28 protein-coding genes are annotated in these 24,940 nt (G+C 66.9%); 16 read left to right on the top strand and 12 right to left on the bottom strand.

Annotated elements, in window-relative coordinates; all coding sequences use genetic code 11:
- The first annotated feature begins 68 nt into the window (after nt 1-68).
- The 6 genes from DBZ45_RS16180 (at nt 69) to DBZ45_RS16155 (ending at nt 5,601) form a co-directional block, all read left to right on the top strand.
- Nucleotides 69-1,568, top strand: a complete 1,500-nt coding sequence (locus DBZ45_RS16180) for a CoA-acylating methylmalonate-semialdehyde dehydrogenase (protein ID WP_111904901.1) — start codon at nt 69-71, stop codon at nt 1,566-1,568.
- Nucleotides 1,568-2,626 (top strand): enoyl-CoA hydratase/isomerase family protein, encoded by a 1,059-nt coding sequence (locus DBZ45_RS16175; RefSeq protein ID WP_111904900.1) that lies wholly within the window; start codon nt 1,568-1,570, stop codon nt 2,624-2,626. The genes DBZ45_RS16180 and DBZ45_RS16175 overlap by 1 nt, the downstream gene beginning before the upstream one ends.
- Complete coding sequence (gene mmsB / locus DBZ45_RS16170; protein WP_111904899.1) at nt 2,619-3,539, top strand: 3-hydroxyisobutyrate dehydrogenase; 921 nt, start codon at nt 2,619-2,621, stop codon at nt 3,537-3,539. Before DBZ45_RS16175 ends, mmsB begins: the two co-directional genes overlap by 8 nt.
- 56 nt (nt 3,540-3,595) lie before the next feature.
- Nucleotides 3,596-4,375 (top strand): enoyl-CoA hydratase, encoded by a 780-nt coding sequence (locus DBZ45_RS16165; protein ID WP_111904898.1) that lies wholly within the window; start codon nt 3,596-3,598, stop codon nt 4,373-4,375.
- A gap of 62 nt (nt 4,376-4,437) precedes the next feature.
- On the top strand, nt 4,438-5,193 hold the full coding sequence (locus DBZ45_RS16160) for a CPBP family glutamic-type intramembrane protease (RefSeq protein ID WP_223257120.1): 756 nt from the start codon (nt 4,438-4,440) through the stop codon (nt 5,191-5,193).
- A gap of 144 nt (nt 5,194-5,337) precedes the next feature.
- On the top strand, nt 5,338-5,601 hold the full coding sequence (locus DBZ45_RS16155; protein ID WP_111904896.1) for a hypothetical protein: 264 nt from the start codon (nt 5,338-5,340) through the stop codon (nt 5,599-5,601).
- Here the strand turns inward: DBZ45_RS16155 and DBZ45_RS16150 are convergent.
- Nucleotides 5,598-6,011, bottom strand: coding sequence for an ArsR/SmtB family transcription factor (locus DBZ45_RS16150; protein ID WP_111904895.1), 414 nt, complete (start codon nt 6,009-6,011; stop codon nt 5,598-5,600). The genes DBZ45_RS16155 and DBZ45_RS16150 overlap by 4 nt on opposite strands.
- Nucleotides 6,012-6,345: 334 nt before the next feature.
- On the opposite strand from DBZ45_RS16150, the gene DBZ45_RS16145 reads away from it, so the two are divergent.
- Nucleotides 6,346-6,621 (top strand): YegP family protein, encoded by a 276-nt coding sequence (locus tag DBZ45_RS16145; protein WP_111904894.1) that lies wholly within the window; start codon nt 6,346-6,348, stop codon nt 6,619-6,621.
- Between the two features lie 17 nt (nt 6,622-6,638).
- Entirely contained in the window at nt 6,639-7,328 is a 690-nt protein-coding gene (locus tag DBZ45_RS16140; RefSeq protein WP_111904893.1) for a PAS and ANTAR domain-containing protein, read from the top strand.
- On the opposite strand, the gene DBZ45_RS16135 is transcribed toward DBZ45_RS16140, so the two are convergent.
- Nucleotides 7,318-7,824 (bottom strand): MarR family winged helix-turn-helix transcriptional regulator, encoded by a 507-nt coding sequence (locus DBZ45_RS16135; RefSeq protein ID WP_111904892.1) that lies wholly within the window; start codon nt 7,822-7,824, stop codon nt 7,318-7,320. The genes DBZ45_RS16140 and DBZ45_RS16135 overlap by 11 nt on opposite strands.
- A 3-nt stretch (nt 7,825-7,827) precedes the next feature.
- On the bottom strand, nt 7,828-9,612 hold the full coding sequence (locus tag DBZ45_RS16130; RefSeq protein ID WP_111904891.1) for an AMP-binding protein: 1,785 nt from the start codon (nt 9,610-9,612) through the stop codon (nt 7,828-7,830).
- A gap of 179 nt (nt 9,613-9,791) precedes the next feature.
- Between DBZ45_RS16130 and DBZ45_RS16125 the strand changes: the two genes are divergently transcribed.
- Nucleotides 9,792-10,955, top strand: a complete 1,164-nt coding sequence (locus DBZ45_RS16125) for an acyl-CoA dehydrogenase family protein (protein ID WP_111904890.1) — start codon at nt 9,792-9,794, stop codon at nt 10,953-10,955.
- Here DBZ45_RS16125 and DBZ45_RS16120 read toward each other — a convergent pair.
- The 6 genes from DBZ45_RS16120 to DBZ45_RS16095 form a co-directional block, all read right to left on the bottom strand.
- A complete protein-coding gene (locus tag DBZ45_RS16120; RefSeq protein WP_111904889.1) occupies nt 10,952-11,551 on the bottom strand; it encodes a DinB family protein in 600 nt (199 codons plus the stop codon). The two genes, DBZ45_RS16125 and DBZ45_RS16120, sit on opposite strands and share 4 nt — an antisense overlap.
- A gap of 197 nt (nt 11,552-11,748) precedes the next feature.
- Nucleotides 11,749-11,952 (bottom strand): cold-shock protein, encoded by a 204-nt coding sequence (locus DBZ45_RS16115; protein WP_003799085.1) that lies wholly within the window; start codon nt 11,950-11,952, stop codon nt 11,749-11,751.
- 150 nt (nt 11,953-12,102) lie between these two features.
- Nucleotides 12,103-12,423, bottom strand: coding sequence for a putative quinol monooxygenase (locus DBZ45_RS16110; protein WP_111904888.1), 321 nt, complete (start codon nt 12,421-12,423; stop codon nt 12,103-12,105).
- A gap of 110 nt (nt 12,424-12,533) precedes the next feature.
- The gene (locus tag DBZ45_RS16105) at nt 12,534-13,589 is read right to left on the bottom strand and encodes a zinc-dependent alcohol dehydrogenase family protein (RefSeq protein WP_111904887.1); all 1,056 of its coding nucleotides are present in this window, start codon (nt 13,587-13,589) and stop codon (nt 12,534-12,536) included.
- Between the two features lie 183 nt (nt 13,590-13,772).
- Nucleotides 13,773-14,399, bottom strand: a complete 627-nt coding sequence (locus DBZ45_RS16100; protein ID WP_111904886.1) for a response regulator — start codon at nt 14,397-14,399, stop codon at nt 13,773-13,775.
- Nucleotides 14,396-15,592, bottom strand: a complete 1,197-nt coding sequence (locus DBZ45_RS16095; protein ID WP_111904885.1) for a sensor histidine kinase — start codon at nt 15,590-15,592, stop codon at nt 14,396-14,398. The genes DBZ45_RS16100 and DBZ45_RS16095 overlap by 4 nt, the downstream gene beginning before the upstream one ends.
- Nucleotides 15,593-15,815: 223 nt before the next feature.
- Here DBZ45_RS16095 and DBZ45_RS16090 point away from each other — a divergent pair, with 223 nt between their 5' ends.
- Complete coding sequence (locus DBZ45_RS16090; RefSeq protein ID WP_111904884.1) at nt 15,816-16,397, top strand: GlcG/HbpS family heme-binding protein; 582 nt, start codon at nt 15,816-15,818, stop codon at nt 16,395-16,397.
- A 10-nt stretch (nt 16,398-16,407) separates the two neighbouring features.
- Nucleotides 16,408-17,235 (top strand): ankyrin repeat domain-containing protein, encoded by an 828-nt coding sequence (locus tag DBZ45_RS16085; RefSeq protein ID WP_223257118.1) that lies wholly within the window; start codon nt 16,408-16,410, stop codon nt 17,233-17,235.
- A gap of 69 nt (nt 17,236-17,304) precedes the next feature.
- Here the strand turns inward: DBZ45_RS16085 and DBZ45_RS16080 are convergent, their stop codons facing one another.
- Together DBZ45_RS16080 and DBZ45_RS16075 are read right to left on the bottom strand one after the other, a co-directional pair.
- A complete protein-coding gene (locus DBZ45_RS16080; RefSeq protein ID WP_111904883.1) occupies nt 17,305-17,979 on the bottom strand; it encodes a CoA transferase subunit B in 675 nt (224 codons plus the stop codon).
- A 13-nt stretch (nt 17,980-17,992) separates the two neighbouring features.
- Nucleotides 17,993-18,724, bottom strand: a complete 732-nt coding sequence (locus tag DBZ45_RS16075; RefSeq protein WP_111904882.1) for a CoA transferase subunit A — start codon at nt 18,722-18,724, stop codon at nt 17,993-17,995.
- A 175-nt stretch (nt 18,725-18,899) separates the two neighbouring features.
- Here DBZ45_RS16075 and DBZ45_RS16070 point away from each other — a divergent pair, with 175 nt between their 5' ends.
- From DBZ45_RS16070 to DBZ45_RS16060, 3 genes are all read left to right on the top strand, one after another.
- A complete protein-coding gene (locus tag DBZ45_RS16070; RefSeq protein ID WP_111904881.1) occupies nt 18,900-19,682 on the top strand; it encodes an IclR family transcriptional regulator in 783 nt (260 codons plus the stop codon).
- Between the two features lie 391 nt (nt 19,683-20,073).
- Nucleotides 20,074-21,030, top strand: coding sequence for a cupredoxin domain-containing protein (locus tag DBZ45_RS16065; RefSeq protein ID WP_111904880.1), 957 nt, complete (start codon nt 20,074-20,076; stop codon nt 21,028-21,030).
- A gap of 88 nt (nt 21,031-21,118) precedes the next feature.
- Entirely contained in the window at nt 21,119-22,033 is a 915-nt protein-coding gene (locus DBZ45_RS16060) for an NADP-dependent oxidoreductase (protein WP_111904879.1), read from the top strand.
- Nucleotides 22,034-22,053: 20 nt separating this feature from the next.
- On the opposite strand, the gene nadE is transcribed toward DBZ45_RS16060, so the two are convergent.
- Entirely contained in the window at nt 22,054-22,908 is an 855-nt protein-coding gene (gene nadE, locus DBZ45_RS16055) for an ammonia-dependent NAD(+) synthetase (RefSeq protein WP_111904878.1), read from the bottom strand.
- Between the two features lie 118 nt (nt 22,909-23,026).
- On the opposite strand from nadE, the gene DBZ45_RS16050 reads away from it, so the two are divergent.
- Complete coding sequence (locus DBZ45_RS16050; protein WP_111904877.1) at nt 23,027-24,289, top strand: FAD-dependent oxidoreductase; 1,263 nt, start codon at nt 23,027-23,029, stop codon at nt 24,287-24,289.
- Nucleotides 24,290-24,299: 10 nt separating this feature from the next.
- Entirely contained in the window at nt 24,300-24,881 is a 582-nt protein-coding gene (gene pyrE / locus DBZ45_RS16045) for an orotate phosphoribosyltransferase (RefSeq protein WP_111904876.1), read from the top strand.
- The last annotated feature ends 59 nt before the right edge of the window (nt 24,882-24,940 follow it).

The raw sequence follows: 24,940 nt of genomic DNA, 5'->3' as shown, positions 1-24,940 counted from the left end.
TGGAATTTAGTAGGAAGTCCGAGTAGATTCAGCAGCAAAGATGACCGGGGTCATGCAAAGGAGCATCCATGGTTCGCGAACTTTCCCACTACATTGGCGGCCGGCGGGTAGACGGCACCTCCGGCCGGTACGGCGACGTCTTTGATCCCTGCACCGGCGAGGTCCAGGCCAAGGTGCCGCTGGCGGGCGCTGAGGAAGTCCGGAACGCCATCGCGAACGCCGAAAAAGCCCAGCCGGAGTGGGGCGCCATGAACGCCCAGCGGCGCGGCCGCATCCTGCTTAAGTTCGTGGACCTCGTGAACGAGAATATGGACGAGCTCGCTGCCCTCCTGTCCTCCGAACACGGGAAGACCCTCGCCGATGCCCGGGGCGACATCCAGCGCGGCATCGAAGTGGTTGAGTTCGCCGCCGGCGCCCCGCACCTGCTCAAGGGCGAGTTCTCCGACGACGCCGGCGCGGGCATCGACGTGCACTCCATGCGCCAGCCGCTGGGCGTGGTTGCAGGCATCACGCCCTTCAACTTCCCCGCGATGATTCCGCTGTGGAAGTCCGGGCCGGCTCTCGCGGCAGGCAACGCGTTCATCCTCAAGCCGTCCGAACGCGATCCATCCGTGCCGCTGCGCCTGGCGGAGCTCTACTCCGAGGCAGGGGTCCCGGACGGCGTCTTCAACGTGGTCAACGGCGACAAGGAAGCCGTGGACGCCCTGCTGGAGGACGAGCGCGTGCAGGCAATCGGCTTCGTCGGCTCCACCCCGATCGCCCAATACATCTACGCCACGGCGGCGGCCCACGGCAAGCGGGCCCAGTGCTTCGGCGGCGCCAAGAACCACATGGTGATCATGCCGGACGCGGACCTGGACATGGCCGCCGATGCCCTGATCGGGGCCGGCTACGGGTCGGCCGGCGAACGCTGCATGGCAGTGTCCGTTGCCGTTCCCGTGGGGGAGGAGACGGCGAACAATCTTGTGGCACGGCTGCAGGAGCGGATCAAATCCCTCAAAGTGGGGCACAGCACGGCCAAGGACTCCGACTTCGGGCCGGTGGTGACGCCCGCCGCCAAGGAGCGGATCGAGGGCTACATTAAGTCCGGCGAGGAGGATGGCGCCTCGCTCCTGGTGGACGGCCGCGGCCTGGCCGTGGACGGCTACGACGGCGGGTTCTGGGTGGGCCCCACACTGTTCGACAACGTCACCAAGGACATGAAGATCTACCGCGAGGAGATCTTCGGCCCCGTGCTCAGCGTCGTCCGCGCGTCCGACTACGACGAGGCCTTGCGGCTCTGCAGCGAGAACGAGTTCGGGAACGGCGTGGCCATCTTCACCCGCGACGGCGACGCCGCCCGGGACTTCGCCAGCCGGGTGCAGGTGGGCATGGTGGGCATCAACGTCCCGATCCCGGTGCCCATCGCCTACTACACCTTCGGCGGCTGGAAGGCGTCCGGGTTCGGGGACCTCAACCAGCACGGGGCCGACGCCTTCCGCTTCTACACCAAGACCAAGACCGTGACCTCGCGCTGGCCCTCCGGTATCCGGCAGGGCGCCAGCTTCATCATGCCGGAAGGAAGCTGATGACTGAACCTGAACGACAGGTGCTGTTCGAACAACGGGGCAAGCTGGGGGTGGTCACCCTCAACCGGCCCAAAGCGGTCAACGCGCTCACGGCCGGCATGGTCACCGCCATGCTGGAGCAACTCACTGCCTGGGCAGGTGACGACAGCGTTGCCAGCGTGCTGGTCCAGGGTGCCGGCGACCGCGGCCTGTGCGCGGGCGGGGATATCGTGGCCATCTACCGCGACATCCTAGCCGGCGGCAACGAAACGGCCGGCTTCTGGGCGAACGAATACCGGCTGAACTCCCTGATCGAGCGATTCCCCAAGCCGTATGTCGCCTTCATGGATGGCCTGGTGCTGGGCGGCGGCGTGGGCATCTCCGCGCACGGCTCCCTGCGCATCGTCACCGAGCGCACGCGGACCGGAATGCCCGAGACCACCATCGGGTTCGTGCCCGACGTCGGCGGGACCCTCCTGCTGTCACGCTCACCGGGGGAGGCTGGTACCCATGCCGCCCTCACCGGCGCCCACCTGAGCGGTGCGGATGCGCTGTTCCTGGGGCTCGCCGATTACTTTGTTCCGTCCGGCAGCCTCGCGGCCCTCGCGGCGGCGCTGGAAGACGAAAGTGCGGAAGCCGCCGTCGTACGCGTTGCCGAAAAGCCGCCCGCCTCGGCGCTGGAGGCGCAGCGGGACTGGATCGACGCCTGCTATTCAGCGGACGACGCCGAGGAAATCGTCCGACGGCTGCGTGCCGCGGGCGGGGAAGCAGCGGCTGCCGCCGACACTATTGAGGCGAAGTCGCCCACAGCCGTCAAGGTGACCCTGGCCTCGCTCCGCCGGTCGCGCGGGCTGACGCTTGACCAAGCGCTCGCCGAGGAATACCGCGTGGGACTGCGCTGCCTCGCCGGACCCGACTTCCGGGAGGGGATCCGGGCGCAGGTAGTAGACAAGGACCGCAACCCGCAGTGGCAGCCGGCAACGCTGCCGGAGGTGCACGCGGAGGACGTCGAGCGGTACTTTGCGCCGTTGGGGGACAGGGAACTGGTTCTGTGGGAAAGGGAGTCGGACCATGCCTGAAGAAGCAAAAACGCGTGTCGCGTTCCTCGGGCTCGGCCACATGGGCGGACCCATGGCCGTCAACCTGGTCAAGGCAGGCTACGACGTCATCGGCTTCGACGTGGTGCCCGCCGCGCTGGACGCTGCGCGCGAGCACGGCATCCCCGTTGCCGCGAGTGCCCCGGAAACCATCCCCGGAGCAGAGATCGTGCTCACGATGTTCCCGAGCGGGCAGCATGTGCTCGACGCGTACCGGGGCGCGAACGGGGAGCCCGGACTGCTGGCCGCCGCGGCGCCGAACACCATGTTCCTGGACTGCTCCACCATCAACGTCGACGAGGCGCGGGAAGCGGCCCGGCTCGCCCTCGACGCCGGTCACCGCTCCGTGGACGCACCGGTTTCCGGCGGAGTGGTGGGCGCAGAGGCCGGGACGCTGACATTCATGGTGGGCGCGCTACCGGAGGACTTCGAGACGGTGCGGCCGCTGTTCGACGTCATGGGCAAGCGCGCGGTGCTGTGCGGAGAGCACGGCGCCGGCCAGGCCGCGAAGGTCTGCAACAACCTCATCCTGGGCGTCTCGATGATCGCCGTCAGCGAGGCGTTCGTCCTCGGGGAGAAGCTGGGGCTGACGCACCAGGCTCTCTTCGACGTCGCGTCCGCGGCGTCGGGGCAGTGCTGGGCCCTCACCACCAACTGCCCGGTCCCGGGGCCGGTGCCCACCAGTCCCGCCAACCGCGACTATCAGCCCGGGTTCGCCGGCGCATTGATGGCCAAGGATCTGCGGTTGGCGCTGAACGCCCTCCAGTCCACCGGTGTTGCCGCCCGGATGGGACCGCTGGCCTCCGAGATTTACGATGCCTTCGCTGCGGAAGGCGGGGCCGGCCGGGATTTCTCCGGCATCATCACGGACATCCGGGACAAGTCAGGACAGTAGGCTTAGTTTCAGGACGCACCGACGTTTCAGGACGCACAACCACGTGAGGGGCATGGATGACGCACGAGTACGGGAACATTCTGGTGGAACGCCGCGGGCGCGTCGGCCTGGTCACCCTGAACAGGCCCGAGGCGTTGAACGCCCTCGACAGGACCACCTTGGAAGAACTCGTGGCGGCGGTTTCGGCCATGGACGCGGATCCCGGCGTCGGCGCCGTCGTGATCACCGGATCGGGGAAGGCCTTCGCTGCCGGCGCTGACATCAAGGAGATGGCCGACAAGGGCTACCTGGAGATGTACGACGCCGACTGGTTCCGCGGGTGGGAAGACCTCACCCGGCTGCGCATCCCGCTGATCGCGGCGGTGTCCGGCTTCGCGCTGGGCGGCGGCTGCGAGCTGGCCATGATGTGTGACTTCATCATCGCCGGCGACAATGCCAAGTTCGGCCAGCCCGAGATCAACCTCGGCGTCGTGCCGGGCATGGGCGGGTCCCAGCGGCTCACCCGTGCCGTGGGCAAGGCCAAAGCGATGGACATGATCCTCACCGGCCGGTTCATCGACGCGGCCGAGGCGGAGCGCTCAGGTCTGGTGGCACGGGTGGTGCCTGCCGCTGACACCGTGGAGGAGGCGCTGAAGGCCGCCGAGGTCGTCGCATCCAAGTCGAAGCCGGCCGCCATGCTAGCCAAGGAAGCCGTCAACGCGGCCTTCGAGACGGGGCTGGCGCAGGGTGTGCTGTTTGAACGGCGGCTGTTCCATTCGCTGTTCGCCTCCGAGGACCAGAAGGAAGGCATGGCTGCTTTCGCGGAGAAGCGCCAGCCGGAGTTCAGGCACCGGTGAGCACTCGGCTGACCGGGGAGCGAACCGTGAAGGGGACTTCCCTGCGCGTTGTCCCGGCGGCCATGGTTTCACTGGCCGGCTTTGTCCTGTTTGCGCTGGACCAGAGCCTGTTGGGGTATGCCCTGCTCGCTGCAGCCCTCGTGCTCGCGGCCTTGGTGGACCGGCTGCTGTTCCGCGACCTCGCGCTGATTGCGGCCGGGGTGGCCATCATCAGCGCCGTGCCGATCACTACCGACGTCAGCGCGTCCCACATGCTCGTCATGGGCTCGGCCATGATCGCGGCCGTGGGGATCCCCTATGCCGTATCGCGCTTCATCACCAAAGAGCATGCCGTGGTGTTTCCGGTGCGGACCGGGCAGAAATGGACACGTGCGGAGAAATGGTACCTCCCCGCCGTCGTCGTGATTGGCTACGCCTTGCTGCCCGTGTACATGATCCGGACCGGGGTCTACTCGAACTGGCCCGCGGTGCACGACCCCGAGGGTATCGCGCGGCTCTTCGTCGGCACCAACGCTCTGGGCATCTGGGATGAGCTGTTCTTCATCTGCACCTGCTTCGCCCTGCTGCGCCGCCACCTGCCCGACTGGCAGGCCAACCTGCTGCAGGCCGTCCTGTTCACCTCGTTCCTGTGGGAACTGGGGTTCAAGGCCTGGGCGCCGTTTTTCATCTATCCCTTCGCCCTGCTGCAGGCCCGCATCTTCACGGTGACCAAGTCGCTGTCGTACATCGTGAGCGTGCACCTGCTCTTCGACTTCGTGCTGTTCCTGGTGCTGCTCCACGCGCACAACCGGACGTGGATCGACATCTTCCTGTACTGACTTCGCCGCCGCGATTTCACCTGCCGCCACAGCGGAATCCTGAAATGGCCGCCGGGATTTCACCCGCAGTTAATCGCGATGCCCTAGCCTTGCACTTCAGGCAAAAGTGTTTATTCAGGCAAACGTGCGAAAAGGGGAACGATCGTGGCCGACATCGCTGCTGTACTGGGACGCCTCACCGCGGCCGAGCTTGAGGAAATCCACGCCACGGGCCCGCAGGGGCACCTGAGCCGCAGGAGCGTGGAGGCACTGGACCGGGCTGCCGGCGGTCCGGGCGGCGGCCGCGGCTACTACGTGCCGGCCGGAAGTGTCAGCGGAACGGGCAGCCCGCACGTTGTGTTGAGGAGCGACGTCGCGGCCTGGCTTTTCGGGCATGCCGCGCCGGCCGCCGTCGCGGACCACGCCTAGCCTGCGGCCTGTGCTGCCGGCGTCAGGGCGGATGCAGGCGCGGCGCCGGGGTCCGCGTTGGAGCCGTTGCCCTCCGCTCCGCCGTCAGGTTTCCTCAGGACGCCAACGTCCAGGATGGTGCCCAGCAGGCCGCGGGCCGCTTCGAGGACCTCGCGGACTTCGGGTGACGTCAGTTCGTAGAACAGGCGACCGTCCTTCCGGGACGGAACAATAAGCCGCTGCCGCCGCAGGATGCCGAGGTGCTGGGAGAGGTTGGAGGCCTCAAGCCCGGTGCAGTCCCGCAGGTTGCTCACGGTCTCGGGGCCGTTGACCAGCATCTCCAGGACCAGGATACGTGCGGGGTGTCCCATGGACTTGAACAGGTCGGCCTTTACCCCGGTGTGGATCACGCCGTCGGGCATGTCGCCCATTCTGGATTCCTTCCGCTGTTACTTGCCACGTGCTTCCCGGCAGGATCTTGCCGGCCCGCCAACGTCGGTGCCCCCAAAGGCGTTTAGACCCCAGTATAGAGACAGAACGGTCTGTCCCCGACGAGCGGGGCAAGAACTTTCGCTGGCGGACCGGGCGCACAGTGTGCTGCGGCCGGGGACCGCCCTTGCCAAGAGCCCGGAACTGGTTCACAATTTCATAAATTCCTCAATTACCGCCCTGGCTCATCCGCGGGATCGGTAAGGAGAAAAACCTCAGCTGCTTCCGGCGACGACGGCGTCCCGGATGCCGTGTTCCCGTATCCAGGAGGGCTAAATGGCTGGCATGTTCGAACTCTTCATTGACGCAGGGGATTCCTTCAGATTCCAGCTCACCGCCCCGGACGGCACCGTGATGGCCGTATCCCGCCCTTTTCCCAGCAAAGCTGCCGCAGTCGAGCGTATCGCTGCCGTTCGTGAGTACGCCGGGATGGGCCATGTGAAGGAGTTGGCTAAGGCTCCCGTGGACCGCTTCCTCGGTTCCCGCCCCCACGCTGCCGTGCGACGCCCATCCATGCGCGTGCCCCTCCAGTGCCAAGGGATGGCCGGGTAGGGCGGCAGGGGACCGCGATGAGCCTTCCGAAAACCGTGCGGGCCTACTCGAGCGCCCTCGGGCCGGCAGATTGTGTTGCCGGCACGTTCCATTACGATGCCATTTCGGGGCGGCTTGAATGGTCCGATGAGCTGTACACGCTCCACGGTTACCGGCGCGGCGAGATCGTGCCCACCGTGGAGCTTCTCTACTCCCACAAGCATCCGGATGACAGGGACCGCTGCCATGACATCTTCATGGCGGCCTGCGATTCAGGCGGATTTTTCTGCAGCTACCACCGGATCCTTGATGCCCGCATGCGGGAACACCGTGTCCTCACTGCCGGCGAGGCGCTCATGGAGAACGGCCGGCTCATTGCTGTTGAGGGGTTCATCGTTGACCTGACCAGCACCCTGCAGTGGGAAACGGAGAGGGCGGCACGGGAGGCGGTTGAAGGTGCCCTTGGCACGCGAAGCACCATAGAACAGGCGAAGGGCATCCTGATGGGCATACTGCGGATTGGTTCCCAGACCGCTTTCGATCTGCTGGCCAAGTACAGCCAGGATACCAACATCAAGGTGGCCAGCACGGCTGCCGACCTGGTACATCTGGCCAACAGCCCGCAGCAGGCGGCATTGCTTGACACGTTCGTCCAGGAGCTCCAGCGTGGCACGGACGGCCGGGCGGTCGGTGAAGCCGGACAATCCGTAAAGCCCGTCAGTCCGTAAAGTCCCCAGCGCCGCGGCGAAAATCGCCCAGAATCCGGATGAGCTGGTTCACGTCATTCTCGCCGAAACCGGACTGGCCGAATACCTCGGCGTTGAGCACCGCCGTCGCCCTTTTCGCCAGCGTGCGGCCCTCAGCCGTGAGCTCGATCAGCGTGGTGCGCCCGTCCGTGGGATGCGGTGAGCGGACCACCAGTCCCGCTGTCTGGAGGCGGTCGACGGCGTTGGTCACCGAAGTGGGGTGGACCTGCAGCAGGGCGCTCGCCTTGTTCATGGGCAGGGCGCCACTCCTGGCGAAGCTGAGCAGCGCCAGGAGTTCGTAGCGGGCGAAGGTCAGCCCGAACGGCTTCAGGGCCCCCTCGATGCGGGCCAGAAGGATCTGCTGGGTGCGCATGATTGCCGTGATGGCAGCCATTGGTGCGGCGACGTCACTCCAGCCGTGGCTCTCCCAGTTGCGCTGTGCGTCGGCAATTGGGTCACGGGGCAGCGGAGGGCTCACGGCTCAGCCCTGGCTTTTCAGGCCCGGGAAATCCGTTTCGGAGTATTCCGTTCCCAGGCCGAGGGCAACGCTCCCCTGAGTGCTGTCTGCATGGCGGAGCTCCTCACTGTGCCGCAGCTCAACCCGGCGGATTTTTCCCGAGATGGTTTTCGGCAGCTCGGTGAACTCCAGCCGCCGGATGCGCTTGAACGGCGCCAGATGGTCGCGGCAGTATCGGAGGATTTCCTCGGCGAGTTCGGGTCCCGGTTCGTGGCCGGCAGCCAGCACCACAAACGCCTTGGGCACGGACAGCTTCAGCGGGTCGGGGGAGGGAACGACGGCGGCCTCCGCCACCGCCGGGTGCTCGATGAGCACACTCTCCAGCTCGAACGGGGAGAGCCGGTAGTCGGAGGACTTGAAGACGTCGTCGTCGCGGCCCACGTAGGTGATGACGCCGTGCTCGTCCCGGCTGGCCATGTCGCCCGTGTGGTAGTAGCCGCCGCGGAAGGCTTCGGCCGTCTTGTCCGGATCGCCGTAGTACGACTTCATCAGCCCGGCGGGGCGGGGATCCAGGCGCAGGCACAGCTCGCCGTCGTCCGCTTCTTCTCCTGTCACGGGATCGACGAGGACCACGTCGTACCCCGGCAGTGGCTGGCCCATGGCACCGGTCTTGACGGGCTGGGCGGGGGTGTTGGCCACCTGCACCGTGGTCTCGGTCTGGCCGAAGCCGTCGCGGATGGTCTGGCCCCAGGCGCGCTCTACCTGGCCGATGACTTCCGCGTTGAGCGGCTCGCCGGCTGAAACAACCTTGGTGGGCGGATTTTTGAGGAGGCTGAGATCGGCCTGGATGAGCATCCGCCAGACGGTGGGCGGAGCGCAGAAGCTGGTGACTTTCTCCCGGTCCATCTGCTCCATCAGGGCCCTGGCATCGAAGCGTTCGTAGTTGTAAACGAACACGCAGGCCTCGGCAATCCACGGGGCGAACAGGTTGGACCAGGCGTGTTTGGCCCAGCCCGGGGAAGCCACGTTGAGGTGCACGTCTCCCGGCTCGAGGCCGATCCAGTACATCGTGGAGAGGTGGCCCACCGGATACGAGGTGTGCGTGTGTTCCACGAGCTTGGCTTTGGAGGTGGTGCCCGAGGTGAAGTAGAGGAGCAGGGTTTCGTCCGCCAAGGTGGGGGCGTCGGGGGTGAAGTCCCTGGGGGAGACGGCGGAGTCCGAGTACTGCAGCGCCTGCGCGGTGCCGGCACCGGCCTCAGTTCCGGCGCCGCCACCGGCGCGTGAGCTGCCGCCGCCACCGGCGTCGGGCATTTCGATGAGCCGGTAGCTGCCGGGCACCTCGGCGAACTTGCCGAGGTTTGAACGGCCGACGGCGGCCCAGCCCGCTTCCCCGCGCTCCACCCGGTCCTTCAGGTCCGCGGGACCCATGAGGGTGGTGGTGGGGATCAACACGATGCCAAGCTTGATGCCGGCCAGCACGAGTTCCCACAGTTCCACCTGGTTGCCCAGCATGATGATTATGCGGTCGCCGCGCTTCACGCCCTGGCTGCGGAGCCAGTTGGCCACCTGGTTGGACCGGGCCGACAGTTCGGCGAAGCTGCGTCGGGTGGCGGATCCGTCCTGTTCCACGATCACCAGGGCGGGGTTGGCGCCGCTGGCAGGATCGGCGGCGATGGCGTCGAACCAGTCGAGTGCGAAGTTGAACTCCGCGGGCCGCGGCCATTCGAAGCTGGCCCTCGCCTGGCGGTAGTCCTGGCGCAAAGCGAGCAACTGGTCGCGTGCGGCACGGAAGTCGTCGGTGACTGTCAATGGGGCACCTTTCGCTTGGGGATTCGCGTCCTAGTGATCCACATCACTGTGCAATATACTAGGACATCCAACGGTTTGGAAGAGCGAAGGGACCTATGCCCGTGCAGCCACAAGGACGTGACAACGGACAGCCTGCAGAGGCTACAACGGGGAAAGCCACAGCAGGGGAAACGGGGACTATGGCGCCACCGTTTGCCGATGCCGATCTTATGTATGTTGCGGACCTGCTTCCGCCGGCCGAGCGGACCCGCTATCTCGAAATCCGGGACTTCCTGCAGTCCAGGGTCCGGGCCCAGTCCATCGAATACTGGAACCGGGAAGAGTTCCCGTTCGGGCTGCTCGCCGAGCTGGGGAAGCACGGGCTTGGCGGGCTGCAGACGGACGGGACATCCACGCTCTTCAAGGGCCTCATGTACGTTGAGGTGGCGCGGGCCGACGTCTCCCTGTCGGCACTGGTGGGCATCCACAACGAGCTGATCGTCGGCATGATCGACGCCCTGGGGTCGGAGGAGCAGAAGCAGCGGTGGCTGCCGGGACTGACCGCCTTCACCCAGCTGGGGGCGTTCGCGCTGACCGAGCCGGAGCACGGCTCGGACATCGCCGGCGGGCTGGCCACCACGGCCCGGCTGGAGGACGGCGAGTGGGTCATCGACGGGGCCAAGCGGTGGATAGGGGCCGGAACCATCGCCGACTTTGCGCTCGTGTGGGCCCGGGACGCCGCCGACCAGCAGATCAAAGGCTTCATTGTCGAGACGGACCGCCCCGGCTACACGGCCACCAAGATCAGCAACAAGATCGGGCTGCGGATCATGCAGAACGCCGACATCCAGCTGGACGGCGTCCGCATTCCGGAAACCAACATGCTCCCCGGCGCCACGGATTTCACCAAGGCCAACGAACTGCTGAGGGATTCCCGCGCCTGGGTGGGCTGGCAGGCAGCAGGGATTCAACTCGCGGCCTTTGACGTTGCCCGCTCCTATTCGTTGCAGCGCCGCCAGTTCGGCAAGGAGCTGGCGCGCTTCCAGCTCATCCAGCAGCAGCTTGCCGAGATCCTGGGCAACGCCTCGGCCTCGCTGGCCCTGATGGCACAGCTGGCCCGGATCCAGGAGGAGGGCAGGCTGGAAATGGCCCAGGCGGCGATGGCCAAGGCCACCACAACCCGGCTGGCCCGGGCCTCCGTGGCCCTGGGCCGGTCGCTGCTGGGCGGCAACGGCATCAGCAGCGACTTCGAGATGGGGAAGCTCTTCGGTGACGCCGAGATCCTCTACACCTACGAGGGCAGCTACGAGATCAATTCCCTGATTGTGGCCCGGGCCGTGACAGGAAAATCGGCCTTCGTCTAAGGGGCGTTCCACCCGGCCAGCGCGGCAGCTTCCCGCGCTGCGGCCTCCAGTTGCTCCACATAGGCTGCCTGCTCCGCGGAACCCCGCTGGGGGAGATTGGGGTCGTTGGGGCCCTGCCCGGCGGAGCCGTCGATGAGTTCGCGGATGATGTCCGCGTGTCCCAAGTGCTGCGCCGTCTCCGCACACATGTGTACCAGCATCTGGTGCAGGGTCACGTTTCTGCGTTCTTCCCGCCACCAGGGCACGACGCCGGGAGCATCGAGGGGCAGCGCATCGATGGTCGCATCGGTGTGCGCCGCCGAGAAGTGGTGCAGGTCGACGATCTCGGCCCGTGTCTGCTCCGGGGTGGCCCACATGTCCGCGTCCGGTTCGGCACCGTCGGCGAACCAGGGCAGCACCCGGCCGCTGGGCCGGCCGAAGACCTCGCCGAAATAATCCAGTTCCACACTGGCCACGTGCTTCACCAAGCCCAGGAGATTGGTCCCGGTGGGTGTCATCGGCCGGCGGACGTCATACTCACCCAGGCCGTCGAGCTTGGCGAGGAGCTGGGCGCGCCGAGTCCTGAGGTAGTGGTGCAGGGTCGCTTTTTCATCCATGGCGGCACTCTACCGGGCAGTGCGGCGCTGCTAGGGGCATTTCTGCACCACTTTGCGGCCCCGCCCGAGACCTGCTCCCTGGGGCGGCGCGCCGCCAGGGCTCCGCAGGCTTGGAAAGCGGTGCAAATATGCCGGGCTGAAAACCAAAAACTCCCCTGTGCGTGCGGGGCACGGACAGGGGAGCCTTTGGAAAGCCGTTACAGCGGGCGGATGTTCTCTGCCTGCGGACCCTTGGGGCCCTGGGTCACCTCGAACTCGACCTTCTGGTTCTCATCCAGGGAGCGGTAGCCGCTGCTGGCAATTGCTGAATAGTGTGCGAATACATCTGCTGATCCATCATCCGGAGCGATGAAGCCGAAGCCCTTTTCGGCGTTGAACCATTTAACTGTGCCTGTTGCCATTGCTAACTTCCTTTGTAACCCTTTTTCTGGTCCTGCTCCGACAGCAGGCAGACGCGAAACTGTTGTCCGCTGTCTCCAACCTATGGGCCAACTGCCGGGCGTGCAATAGCTGCCGTCATCAGGAGTCCCTCCTGTAACACCAACAGCGGTCTAAAGAGCGGTTGCGGACCCCTGCCCGGTGTCCTCCCATTGCACATCGAGGTTGCGGAAAACCGGGGGTCCCTCACACAGGGCCGCCATCTGCGCGGCGAAGTCGGACGTTTCAGGCCGGTTGGAGTTCTCCATCGCCGACTCGTAGGAGTCGAACTCCACGATGGTGAAGTATGTCCCGGGACGGTCCCGGTCCGCCGTGGCGGTGATGCGGCGAAACGTCGGTGTGGTGGCTCCTTCGGTTCTGGACGGCCGGCCCAGCGCTTCGATCTCGTCGATGCGAGAGGTCTGGAATTCGATGATCTGCACAAACCCGGCCATGACGGCTCCTCGACGGCGTTGGTGTCTGATGCCGATCACCGTAGACCCGGCAGTGTGCCCGCGCAAGAGGCAGGCGCGTGCGCGCACCAGTAGCGCGTTGCGGTGCGCGCTCAGGGCGTCAGGAGCACCTTGATGGCACGGCGCTCGTCCATCGCTTTGTAGGCTTCGGGGGCTTCCTCCAGGGGCATTTCGACGTCGAAGACACGCCCTGGGTTGATGCTGCCGGACAACACGTCCACGAGCAGTTCGGGAATGTAGGTCCGGGCCGGAGCCATGCCGCCTGCCACGGTGATGTTCTTGTCGAACAGGTAACGCAGCGGAATCTCCGCGCCTCCTGTGGGGACCCCGACGAAGCCCAGGGCGCCGCCGGGCCGGACGGAGTGCAGAGCCTGCTCCATGGACTCCTTGGTCCCCACGCACTCGAGCACCGAGTCAGCCAGCACACCGCCGAGCAGTTCACGGACCTTGGCGACGCCGTCGTCCCCGCGTTCCGCCACAATGTCCGTGGCACCGAATTCGCGGGCGATGGCCTGCCGGTCGGCGTGGCGGGACATCGCGATGATCCGCCCGGCGCCGAGCCGCCTGGCCGCGAGGACGCCACACAGTCCCACGGCGCCGTCGCCCACCACCACAACTGTCCTGCCAGGACCCACTTGGGCGCTGACCGCGGCGTGGTGGCCGGTGGCCATGACGTCGGAGAGGGTCAGCAGGCTGTTGCGCAGCTCTGCGTCCGGGTCGATGACATCCGGCACCTTGACGAGCGTCGACTGGGCGAGCGGGACCCGCACTGCCTGGCCCTGGCCGCCGTCGACGGCGAATCCGGCGTCGTCTTTTCCGCCCCAGCCGGCGAGATGGTCGCACGCCACGGTGACTCCGTTCAGGCACTGCGGGCACTGCCCGCAGCTGACCACGAAGGGGGCGATGACAAAGTCGCCTGCTTGGAGCGTGGAAACGTCGGCACCTGTGCTTTCCACGACCCCGACAAATTCATGGCCGATGGCGGAAGGGCGGCGGACCGGCTTCACACCGCGGTACGGCCACAGGTCGGAGCCGCAGACGCAGGCGGCAGTCACCCGGACCACGGCGTCCGTGGGGAGCTGGACGGCCGGGTACTCGCGGTCTTCCACCCTGATGTCTCCAGGTCCGTGGATGATGGTGGCGCGCATGGCTGCTCCTCAAAATGGGCGGGGCGGACGTGATTGAGTCTAGCCCTGGGGTTGGGCGCCGCCATCCTGACCTTGTTTGGCCCCGGAAGCGCCCCGCCACGCCGTTCGCCGCGGCGTGTTGCCCCGACCGGTTCGCCGAACAAGGTCACGAGTGCGCTGGGAAAGGGCGCTGGGAAGGCCCCCTTACCGCATCCCCTCCCGGCGGATGGCGGTGGCGATGGCCGCGGCCCTCGTTTCCACGCCCAGTTTGGCGTAGATGTGAGCGAGATGGGTCTTGACGGTGGCCTCGGAAATGAACAGCCGCTGCCCCAGCTCCCGGTTGCTGAGTCCCTCCGTGAGGAGGCTCAGCAGCTCGGCCTCCCGCGGTGTCAGCACCTCGTCAGGGTTGCGTAGCTGCTGGAACAGACGGGAGGCCACCGGCGGGCTCATGACACTCTTGCCTTGGACGGCGCCCCGGACCGCGGCGAAGATCTCCTCGGGTGCGGCGTCCTTCAGGAGGTAGCCCATGGCCCCGGCATCCACGGCCCGGACAATGTCGGCGTCGGAATCATAGGTGGTGAAGACCAGCACGGCCTGCTTGCGGTTGCGTTCGCGGAGCTTCCGGATCGCCTCGATCCCGTCCATGCCCGGGCCCATCGCCAGGTCCATGACCACGACGTCGGGGGCGTGCCCTTCCACAGCGGTCAGGGCTTCCTCGCCCGAGGAGGCCTCGGCCACCACCTCGATGTCCGGCTGAGTCCCCAGCAGGGCCTTCAATCCGCTGCGGACCACGAGATGGTCGTCGACCAGGACCACAGTGATGGCGCTCATTCTTCCCCCTTTGCCGGCAGCTGCGCCGCCACAACAGTTCCCTGGCCCGGGGCGCTTTCCACGGAGAAGGCGCCGCCCAGCTGCTCCACCCGCTGCCGCATGGCCCGCAGTCCGTATCCACCGGCGTCCGACGGCGGTGCTACCGCCGCCGGATCGAAGCCCGTGCCGTCGTCGTAGATGTCCAGTGTGACCGCATCGGGCAGGAAGCCGAGGGTGATGGTGGTGGTGTCCGCGGAGGCGTGCAGCTTGATGTTCGAGGTGGCGCTCTGCACCACCCTGAGAAGGGCGTGGCGGACCTCGCCTGCCACCCCCCGGGGTTCGCCGGTGACCAGCAGCCTGGCGTCCGGCACGTACTGCGAGGCGGCCTGGAGCAGGGCGTCCGGCAGCGGCGAGGCGTCGAGGCCAGGGGACGCCAGTTCGTGGACCAGGCTGCGGGTGTCGGAGAGGTTCCGGCGCAGCAATTCGGTGGCCCGCCGAAGATCCTGCCGGGACGCCGGCTCCGGCCAGGCACGGTTCGCGGCCTCGAGCAGGAGCAGGCTGCTGGCGAGGCCCTGAGTCACGGTGTCGTGGATCTCCCTGGAGACGCGCTCACGCTCCGCGGTGGTGCCCGCCCGGCGCTCGCTGGCCGCCAACTGCCCCTGGGCGAGCGACACTTCACGGTGCAGGCGCCGCTGCTCGGCGGCGTCGTGTTCAATGCGGTCGTAGATCAGCGTTAGCAGGACGCCGACGGCGAGCGGCCCCAGGAGCATCGCCAGATCGGTGCCGTCGCTGAGCCGGAACAGTCCCGCGGCGGTGGCTGCCGCCGTCGCCCCCGCCGCCGCGTAGGCGACCGCCCCGGTGAAGGCGATGCGGCACAGGAAGAACAGGGCAAACGAGCACCACGCGAAGCTGGGTGCGGAGATCACCAGTACGGCCCAGACAGCGACCAGGACGAACATCCACACTGCCCAGGGGCGCCGGCGCTGGGCGAGCACGGCGATGACGGCGTACAGGGCGCAGGCGGCGGCCGCCAGCGCGAGGACAAACAGGTTGTCCGGGGCGCTGTGCCGCATCACGTAGCGCACCGCCGACGCGACGATGAGCACCGCGAAGCCCAGATGGACCGCGGCGTCAATCCGTCCCAGCCGGCTGCCCGGAACACGGCCGGTGCGTGCGGGAAGTACTTCCGGTGCAGTGGGGGCGGTGAAGGGCATGGGTGGATCCGGTTCCGGTGGGAGACGTGCTAGGAACCATGCTATTGCGCGCACCGTTGCTGGTCTCTCAGCCTTTTGGCTGATACCGCCAGCCGGAAGTACCAGCCGGTCCCAACTGATGGCCTGATGCGCCCGCGGCGGCAACAGGATCACCATGGAGATGTGGCCGTTTGACTGCGCCCGCAAACGTGGGCTGCGCCCCGCTTATCGAAGGAGAACCACCGTGAAGAAGTCCCAGAAAATCTTTGCCGCCGCGGCGGCCGGAGCGCTCGCCATCACCGCCGGTGCCACCGCCCTCACCAATTCGGGATCGGCGCTTTCCCCCGCAGCGGCTTCGGTCGAGCCCGCCGCTGCTGTGCCCGCCGCGGATGTCCAGCCGGGTGCTGACAACGTCGTCGCCCAGAACCGGATCACCGTTGGCGCCTCGGCGAAGGCAGTGGGCGCCGCGCTCGCCAAGTGCCAGGCCGACAAGCTGCCGTTCGTCACGGTGGCCCTGGTGGACCGGTTCGGCACCGTCCAGGCCCTCCTGCGTGGCGACAATGCAGCCGAGCACACCATCGAGTCCGCCAAGCGCAAGGCGTACACGGCCGCAGCGTTCGGCAGCCCCACCAGCGAACTTGCCAAGCGCATCTCAGGCAACGGGCCGAGCATCGCTGACCTTCCCGGCACTCTGTTCCTCCCGGGCGGTGTCCCGCTGAAGGTGAACGGCGTCTCCCTGGCGGGCATCGGTGTCGGTGGCGCCCCCGACGGCAAGCTGGACGAGGCCTGCGCCGAGGCCGGCGCGGCCGTGATCGCCGGCAAGTAGGTTGCGGGCTGTGGTTGAAGACGGGCGCGACGGCGGCCGGCCGGCCAGCGTTCTTCCGCTCGCCGGCCTGGCGGTGCTCGTGGCGTCCCTGCTGGCCGGGTGCGCCCCCGGCGCCCCGTCGGCCGGCGCCCCGTCCCCAGCCAGCTCAAGCCCTGGGGGCCCGGCCCCCGCCGGTTCAAGCTCGGCCAGTCCCAGCCCGCGTGGGACAACGCCCGGAAGCCTCAGCCCGGGAAGCCCGAGCCTGGGAAGTCCGACGACGGCGGGCGGTTCCGGCGCGAGCGGCACTGCGCGGCCGCCGTCGTCCGCCCCCACCGCCTCACGTCCGTCCCTGTCCCAGGCTGAGCAGCAGAAGCTGGACCAGCGGCTGGTCCTGGCCGCGAAAGCCAACGATGTGGGGCTCGTGGCGCAGCTGATCCGCGAAGGCGGGAACGTGAACGCCAAGGACGAGATCCAGGATTCGGCCTTCCTGTACGCGGGCGCCGAGGGCTTCAACGAGATTCTGCGGCTGACCCTGGCCCATGGTGCCGACGTCAGGAGCACCAACCGTTTCGGCGGCACCGCCCTTATCCCTGCCAGCGAGCACGGGCATGTGGAGACAGTGCGGATCCTCATCGCCGCCGGCGTCCCCGTCAATCACGTCAACAAGCTCGGCTGGACCGCGATGCAGGAAGCCATCCTCCTGAACAACGGAGGTCCGAGGCAGCAGGACGTGGTTCGGCAGCTGCTGGACGCCGGGGCGGACCCCAACATCCAAGACCGGCAGGGCAGAACGGCTTTGGAGAACGCCGAGCGTCTCGGCTTTGCCGAGATCGCCCGGCTTATCCGGTCGCGGAACTGATGGTGCTGAACCCGCCCGGCTTTTGGCTGTCAGCCGCCAGGGTTCGGCCCTTTCACCATGCCCGCAGCGTCAAACCTGGGCCGGTTCGGCGAGGTCCGGGGCAACCGTAAACTCCGCTTCGGTCTTTTCACGGATTTCCGCCTCCGTGACGCCGGGGGCGAGGCGGGTGAGGGTGAGCTGCCGGCCACCGTCGTCGTTTTTGTGGAGGTCGAAGACGGCGAGGTCGCTGATGATGCGATCCACGACGCTCACGCCGGTCAGGGGGAGGGTGCAGTCGGTGACGATTTTGGGGCTGCCGTCTTTGGCGTTGTGTTCGGTGAGGACCACGACGCGCGGTGTGCCGGCGACGAGGTCCATGGCACCGCCCATGCCTTTGACCATTTTGCCGGGGATGGTCCAGTTGGCGAGGTCGCCGTTGCCGGAGACCTGCATGGCGCCGAGGATGGCGACCTTCACGTGCCCGCCGCGGATCATGCCGAAGGAGGTGGCGGAGTCGAAGATGCTGCCGCCGGGCAGGATGGTGACTGTCTGTTTGCCGGCGTTGATGAGGTCGGCGTCTTCCTCGCCCTCGTAGGGGAACGGGCCCATGCCGAGCAGCCCGTTTTCGCTTTGCAGGACCACGCGGACGCCGTCGGGCAGGTTATTGGCCACCAGGGTGGGGATGCCGATGCCGAGGTTGACGTAGTCGCCGTCGTTCAGTTCTTCGGCCGCAATTGCGGCCATCTCATTCCGGGTCCAGGCCACGGGAGTCTCCTTGTTAGTTGTTCACGAGTTCGGGGCTGATCCGGTCCGCGCGGGGGCGGACGGTGCGCTGTTCGATGTCCTTGCCCCTGTTGCTGGCCCGGACCAGGTGCTGGACGTAGACGCCGGGCGTGACAATGTGGTTCGGATCCAGCGCGCCGGGTTCGACGATGACCTCCGCCTCGGCGAGGGTGACGGCGCCCGCGGTGGCGACCACCGGGTTGAAGTTCCGGGCGGTGTGGCGGTAGATCAGGTTGCCGTCCGTGTCAGCGGTATGCGCGTGGACCAGTGCGACGTCGGCCCTAATGGCGCGCTCCCGGACGTACGTTTCGCCGTCGAAGACCTCGTGCGGTTTGCCCTCGGCCACCAGGGTGCCCACCCCGGTCTTGGTGTAGAAGGCAGGGATGCCGGCGCCGCCGGCGCGCAGCCGCTCGGCCAGGGTGCCCTGCGGGGTGAACTCCACTTCCAGGACGCCGGCGAGGTACTGCTCGGCGAAGAGCCTGTTTTCCCCGACGTAGGAGGCGATGACCTTGCGGACCTGGCCGGCCTCGATCAGGATGCCCAGGCCTTTGCCGTCCACACCCATGTTGTTGGACACCACGGTAAGGTCCTTCACGCCGGAATCACGCACGGCCTCAATCAGATCCGCGGGAATGCCGCTCAGCCCGAACCCGCCCACGGCAAGGGTGATTCCGTCCCGCAGGACATCGTGCAGGGCCTCGGCAGCGGCGGATTTCAGTTTGGGCATCGCATCTCCTCGTTGAGCTGAGTCGCAGTCCACTTTGTGGACACTGGTTTTGAGTGTGGAGCGTAGGCGGGCTTGCGAGGCTGTGTCAAGGCTTGGCAGCACTTTATTTGTCGCGCTTTTACACTGTGGACGGTAGGCTGAAGAGTGTCCACAATATGGATTATTAGGGAGAATCGTGAATCAGGCACCGGTCCAAGGCGCACAGGTCGTCAGTCGGGTCGCAGGCCTCCTGCGAATCGTGGGACGCAAGCCGGAAGGAAGCCCGCTGGTGGAGCTTGTGCGGGACTCTGGGCTGACTCGCCCTACGGTGCACCGCCTGCTCACGTCACTCGCCGCCGAGGGCCTCCTCGACCACGACCCCCTGAGCGGGAACTGGGTGCTCGGTCCCGAGGCCCTGCTGATGGGCTCGGTTGCTGCCGCGCGCTTCCCGCTGGAGGACCTCGCGAGGCCCAGCCTGCGCCGGCTTGCCGAGGCGACCGGCGAGAGCGCCTTCTTCTCCATCCGCCGGGGCTCTGAGACCGTGTGCCTGCTGAGGGAGGAAGGCAGCTTCCCCGTCCGCTCCTTCGTGCTTCACGAGGGTGTCCGGTTTCCGCTGGGCGTGGCATCCGCAGGAACGGCGATCATGGCGTTCCTGCCCGAGGCGGAACAGGAGCAGATCCTGGCCGACTGGGCTGCCCATGCCGGCAAATACGCCGACGGGCACCCGGAGGACGTGGTCCGGAAGGGCCTGCAGCAGACCCGCCGCCGGGGCTACTCCGTGAACCCCGGCTTGGTGCTCGAAGGAAGCTGGGGGATGGGCGCGGCGGTCTTCGACCAGGCTGGGCGTCCGTCCTGGGCACTATCCCTGACCGGCATCGAACCCCGGTTCCGTGAAGACCGGCGCGAACTGCTGGGCCGGCTCCTGCTGGAGGAGGCCCACCGGCTAACCGCCCGGCTCCGGAGGCGCGGCGCGAACTGAGCACTCCTGGCGCCTCGACGAGTACATTGGCGCCCCGACTACACTGGTACCTCGACAAAAACGTCACCGCGGAGCACGATAAGAATTGCATCTGTAGTCTCGGACCGGCCGGCTTGGACCGCGGGCCGCCGGTCACGAATCGGGCTCTGACGGCTCAACAGAACCACAATGTATCCCTTCGAGAACCGGAAACTCCCGTTTTGTCGCCTAGTTCGGTGGCGGGGCCGGTTCCGAGGCCTCTTCCCCTCTCCGGGCTGGGTGACAAAGGAAAGCAGAAGGGGCCCGCTGGGCCCGCGCCGCTCTGGCATCGGTCCGACGCCGCAATCTACGGGTCGGCACCTTCCCGGCCGCACCGCGGCTGCCAACGCCCAGCGTAAAAGGAATGAGTCGCATGACTCGCAAACCAGAAAACCAACAAAGGCCGCACCTGCTGCGCCTTCTCGCCGTCTCCTTGGCGGCCATGCTCCTGCCGCTCTCCCTCAGCAGTGCCGCCTCGGCGGACGAAGGGCACTCAGCGAAGACCTGGACTGTCCAAGTCGGCTCAGAGTCCGCAGACCGCGCCATCCAAGGCATGTCCTTCCTTCCGTGGAACATCTATGTCAACGCCGGGGACAGCATCAAGTGGGAGGCGAACGCCGCTGAAATCCACACCGTGACGTTCCTGGCGAAAGGCCAGCGGCTTCAGCCATTCAACCCCTTTGACTCAAAGCAACTAAGCCGCCAGGGCAGCGCAAGCTATGACGGCCAGTCCTACTACAACTCCGGAATCATGGCCAATGTCTCCAACACAGGCTTCAAAGCGGTGGAGCATTACACACTGAAGTTCACGCGCACCGGCAATTACACCTACTACTGCCTCGTTCACGGGAGGGCGATGAAGGGAACTGTGCACGTCCGGGCCACGGGAACCGATTACCCGTTCTCGCAGTCGCAGTACGACCGCCAAACCAAGAAGGAGGAACGGAAGATCGTCCGGGACGGTGAGAAGCAATGGGAGGCTGCCCGCAAGCAGGCCAGCAACCATAAGGTGATCGCCGGGACGGACAACGGAACCGCCATGCTGATGCGGTTCGTCCGCCAGGAGATCGTCGTCCACCTCGGCGACACTGTGACCTTCGTGAACTCGGGAATGGGCGCACCGCATACGGTGACGTTCGGACATGAGCCGGCCAATGTGTTCGCCCCGGTAGGCAACCCCAAGAACTTCAAGGGCGGAAACCTCAGCTCCGGTCTCATGGAGCCCGGGGACAAGTTCACCGTGACCTTCAACAAGGTGGGTGAGTTCGACTACTTGTGCGCCCTCCATGACTACATGGGCATGGTGGGAGAGGTGGAAGTCCGGCGCTGACCTGACACCCGGACGTTCCTTGTGATGGCTGCACTGCCCCGCCTACCCTTGCACTACAGCGCGGGACGGCAGCAAAGGAACCGGAGCCATGAGCACCAGGGTCTACTTCGACGAATACGGCGGCCCAGAAGTCCTGAAGGTGGGAACGGAGGAGCTGCCGGAGCCTGGCGAGGGCGACGTCCGCGTGGCGTTCCGGGCCGTCAGCGTCAACCCCGTGGACTGGAAACTCGTGGCCGGCCACCTGAAAAAGTGGACGCCCCTGGACTTTCCGGCGGTGCCCGGCTGCGAGGCGGCCGGTGTTGTGACCGCCGTCGGGCCCGCTTTTGAGGGGTTCGCAGTGGGTGACGAGGTCATTTGGAACGGACTTATGGGCGGCTACCGGACAGAGGCCGTGCTGCCGGCCGACCAGCTGACCCCCCTGCCGGCGGGTGTGGACTTCGAGCAGGCTGCGTGCATTCCAGTGGCAGGAGGCACGGCGTATTCGGCCCTGAAGCAGCTCGCGGTGGGAGCCGGGGACACAGTGCTGATCCACGGAGCCGCGGGTGGGGTTGGCTCGGCCGCGGTCCAGATTGCGCAGGCCTTCGGCGCACGCGTGATCGGCACGGCGTCGGAGGCCAACCAGGAGTACCTCAGCGAACTGGGCGCCGAACCCGTGACGTACGGCCGGGGCCTGGCCGATCGGGTGCGTTCCCTGGCTGACGAAGCCGGAACAGTCACGGCAGTCTTGGACACCGTGGGCAGCGAGGATTCTCTGGCAGCAACAGCGGAGCTGCTCCAGGGCGCCGGCCGGGCGGTGACCACCGTTCCGGGTGAGCAGTCATCGGCGGCGGGGCTGGTGGCCGTACAGCAGCTGGAAGGCCGGGTGGCTGAAGCGGGGACGCTCGCCGCGGAGGGCCAGATCACCTTTACGATCGCGCACCGGATGCCGCTGATCGAGGCCGCCGCCGCGCTGGAAATCAGCCGCGGCGGCCACGGCCGCGGGAAGATCCTGCTGCTGCCCTAGACCCGTCCGGAAGACAAAGGCTAGAGACCTGCCCTGGCCTCTTCCGGACCCTCGTGCTTCCACCACGTGTCGAAGATGCTGACCGGAACTGTGCGCTTGTGCCGGGTCCGCAAGTACTTCTGCTCGATCAGTTCCGCTGCGCTGTCGCCGATGTCGCGGCCCTCGAGGTAATCGTCGATCTGGTCGTAGGTCAGGCCCAGTTCGTCCTCATCGGTGCGGCCGGGCCTGTCGTCCAGGAGGTCGGCCGTGGGCACCTTCTTCCACACCCGCTCCGGGGCGCCGAGGTGTTCCAGCAGGGCCCGGTTCTGCCGCTTGTTCAGGCCGAACAGCGGCAGGATGTCGGCCCCGCCGTCGCCGTACTTGGTGAAGAATCCGGTGACGGATTCAGCGCCGTGGTCGGTGCCGATGACGAGGTAGTTGTGCTCCCCGGCCAGGGCGTACTGGGCGATCATGCGCGTGCGGGCCTTCGTGTTGCCCTTGTGGAAGTCGGAGATCCCGTTGCCGACCGTCTTTTCGAACTCGTCCTCGAAGCCGTCCACGGCGGCGGAAATGTTGAACGTCCATTCCTTCGAGGCCTTGATGAAGTCCAGGGCGGCCTGCGCGTCATCCTCATCGTGCTGCACACCGTAGGGGAGGCGGACCGCCACAAACTGCGCGTCCACGCCCTCTGACTGCAGCTCGTCGACCGCGAGCTGTGCGAGCCGCCCGGCGAGCGATGAGTCAAGGCCGCCGGAGATGCCCAGGACAAAGCCCTTGGTGCCGGTGGCCTTGAGGTACTCCTTCAAAAAAGTGACGCGTTTGCGCACCTCCTCTGCGGGATCGATCTGGGGCTGGACGCCCATTTCTTCGATGATCTTGGCTTGGAGTGTGCGCATGTGGTCCACACTAGCCAGCGGAATCCGCAGGGCTCAACTGTTTCCGCCAGAGGACCGGGGCTCAGGCGTCCGTTCGCGCTCTGTGCTCCCGTGCACCGGGAGGCGTACCGTATGGCTCATGGAGAGCACAGGGTGCGCGGTGGTGGGCGGCGGGCCGGCCGGCATGATGCTGGGCCTCTTGCTGGCGCGGGCCGGCGTGGAGGTCACCGTCCTCGAAAAGCACGGCGATTTCCTCCGTGACTTCCGCGGCGACACCGTCCATGCCTCCACCATCCGGCTTATCGACGAACTCGGGCTCGGCGCCGAGTTCCGCGAACTGCCGCAAAGCCGGTTGCGCAATGTCGCTTTCCCGGTGCCCGGCGGAGGCCTGGTCACGCTGGGCAATTTCGCCGCCCTCCGGCCGCCGTACAACTACATCGCCATGATGCCGCAGTGGGACTTCCTGAACTTCCTCGCCCGCGCCGCCGAGCAGGAGCCCACGTTCACGCTCCTGATGGAGCACAAAGCAACGGCCCTGATGTCCGACGGCGGCCGGGTCACCGGAATCCGGTACGTCACCAAGGACGGGACAGAGGGTGAGCTCCGTGCCGACCTCGTGGTCGCCACCGACGGCCGGCACTCGGTGCTGCGCCAGAGGGCAGGCCTGCGATCGAAGGAATACCCGGTGCCGTTCGACACCTGGTGGTTCAAGCTGCCGAGGGCCGAGTCCGAAAAGGGGGAGGTGGCCGGGATCGTTCCGGCCTTCGGTGACCGCGCCGGCGTTATCGCCCTGTTCCGGGAAACCTATTACCAGATGGGCTACTTCGCGCAGAAAGGCTCCGGTGACCGCATCAAGAGCGAGGGAGTGGAGCGGTTCCGGGAGCGGATCGCCGCGCTGCGCCCTGACCTTGCCGACAGGGTCGATGCCATCGCTTCCCTGGACGACCTTCACTGGCTTGATGTCCGGCTGGACCGCCTGCGGCGTTGGTACGTCGACGGGCTGCTGTGCATCGGCGACGCCGCGCATGCGATGTCCCCGGCTGGCGGGGTGGGGATCAACCTGGCCATCCAGGATGCCGTAGCCGCGGCAACCCGGCTCGCCCCCGCGTTGCTGCGCGGCAAAGTCACCGTGAAGGATCTGGCGGCGGTGCAGCGGCGGCGTCAGCTGCCCACCGTGATCGTCCAGTCTGTCCAGCGCATTATGCACCGCGGCGTCTTCGTCCCGCTCTTTACCGGCAAGAGGTCGGGAGCGCCGCCGGTGATGATGTACCTCGCCCAGCACGTGCCCGTCCTGATGCGGCTGCTGCCCCGGATGATCGCGATCGGACCCCTGCCCGAGCACGCGCCTGCCTTTGCCCGGCGGGTGGACGCTGGGCCCGGCAAGGCATCCGGCACCGACTAAACTGGAGCCCATGACTGCCACCCCGGACTCGCTTTCCAACACCGCTGCCCGTGCCCGACTTCTGGAACTGATCAAGGAGCTCGCGGTTGTCCGCGGCAAGGTCATTCTGTCCAGCGGAGCCGAGGCCGACTACTACATCGACCTGCGCCGCATCACCCTGCACCACGAGGCCTCCAAGCTCGTGGGCCAGGTCATGCTGTCCCTGATCGACGAGGCCGGCATCGACTTTGAGTGCGCCGGCGGCCTCACGATGGGGGCAGACCCGGTGGGAACCGCCGTCATGCACGCCGCCACCGACGCCGGCCGGGCGGTCGACGCGTTTGTGGTCCGCAAGGCGCAGAAGTCCTACGGCATGGGCCGCCAGGTGGAGGGTCCGTCCGTCGAGGGCCGCAAGGTCCTGGTGCTTGAGGACACCTCCACCACGGGTGGCTCGGCCCTGACCGCCGTCGAGGGCGTTCGCAACGCCGGCGGCAACGTCGTCGCTGTCGCCGTCATCGTCGACCGCGACACCGGCGCCAAGGAAAAGATCGAAGCCGAAGCCGGCGTGCCGTACCTGTACGCCTTCAGCAAGGACGAGCTCGGCCTGAGCTGATCCTCGCCTGGGCTGCTTTGGCAGCCCGAGCGGACGCCTGGAGCGGACGCCTGGAGCGG

Origin of the sequence: Arthrobacter globiformis (assembly GCF_003261175.1) — a bacterium.
Lineage (GTDB): Bacteria > Actinomycetota > Actinomycetes > Actinomycetales > Micrococcaceae > Arthrobacter > Arthrobacter globiformis_A.
Note: the sequence above shows the minus strand (reverse complement) of the source record. Positions and strands in the feature narration are given on the sequence as shown.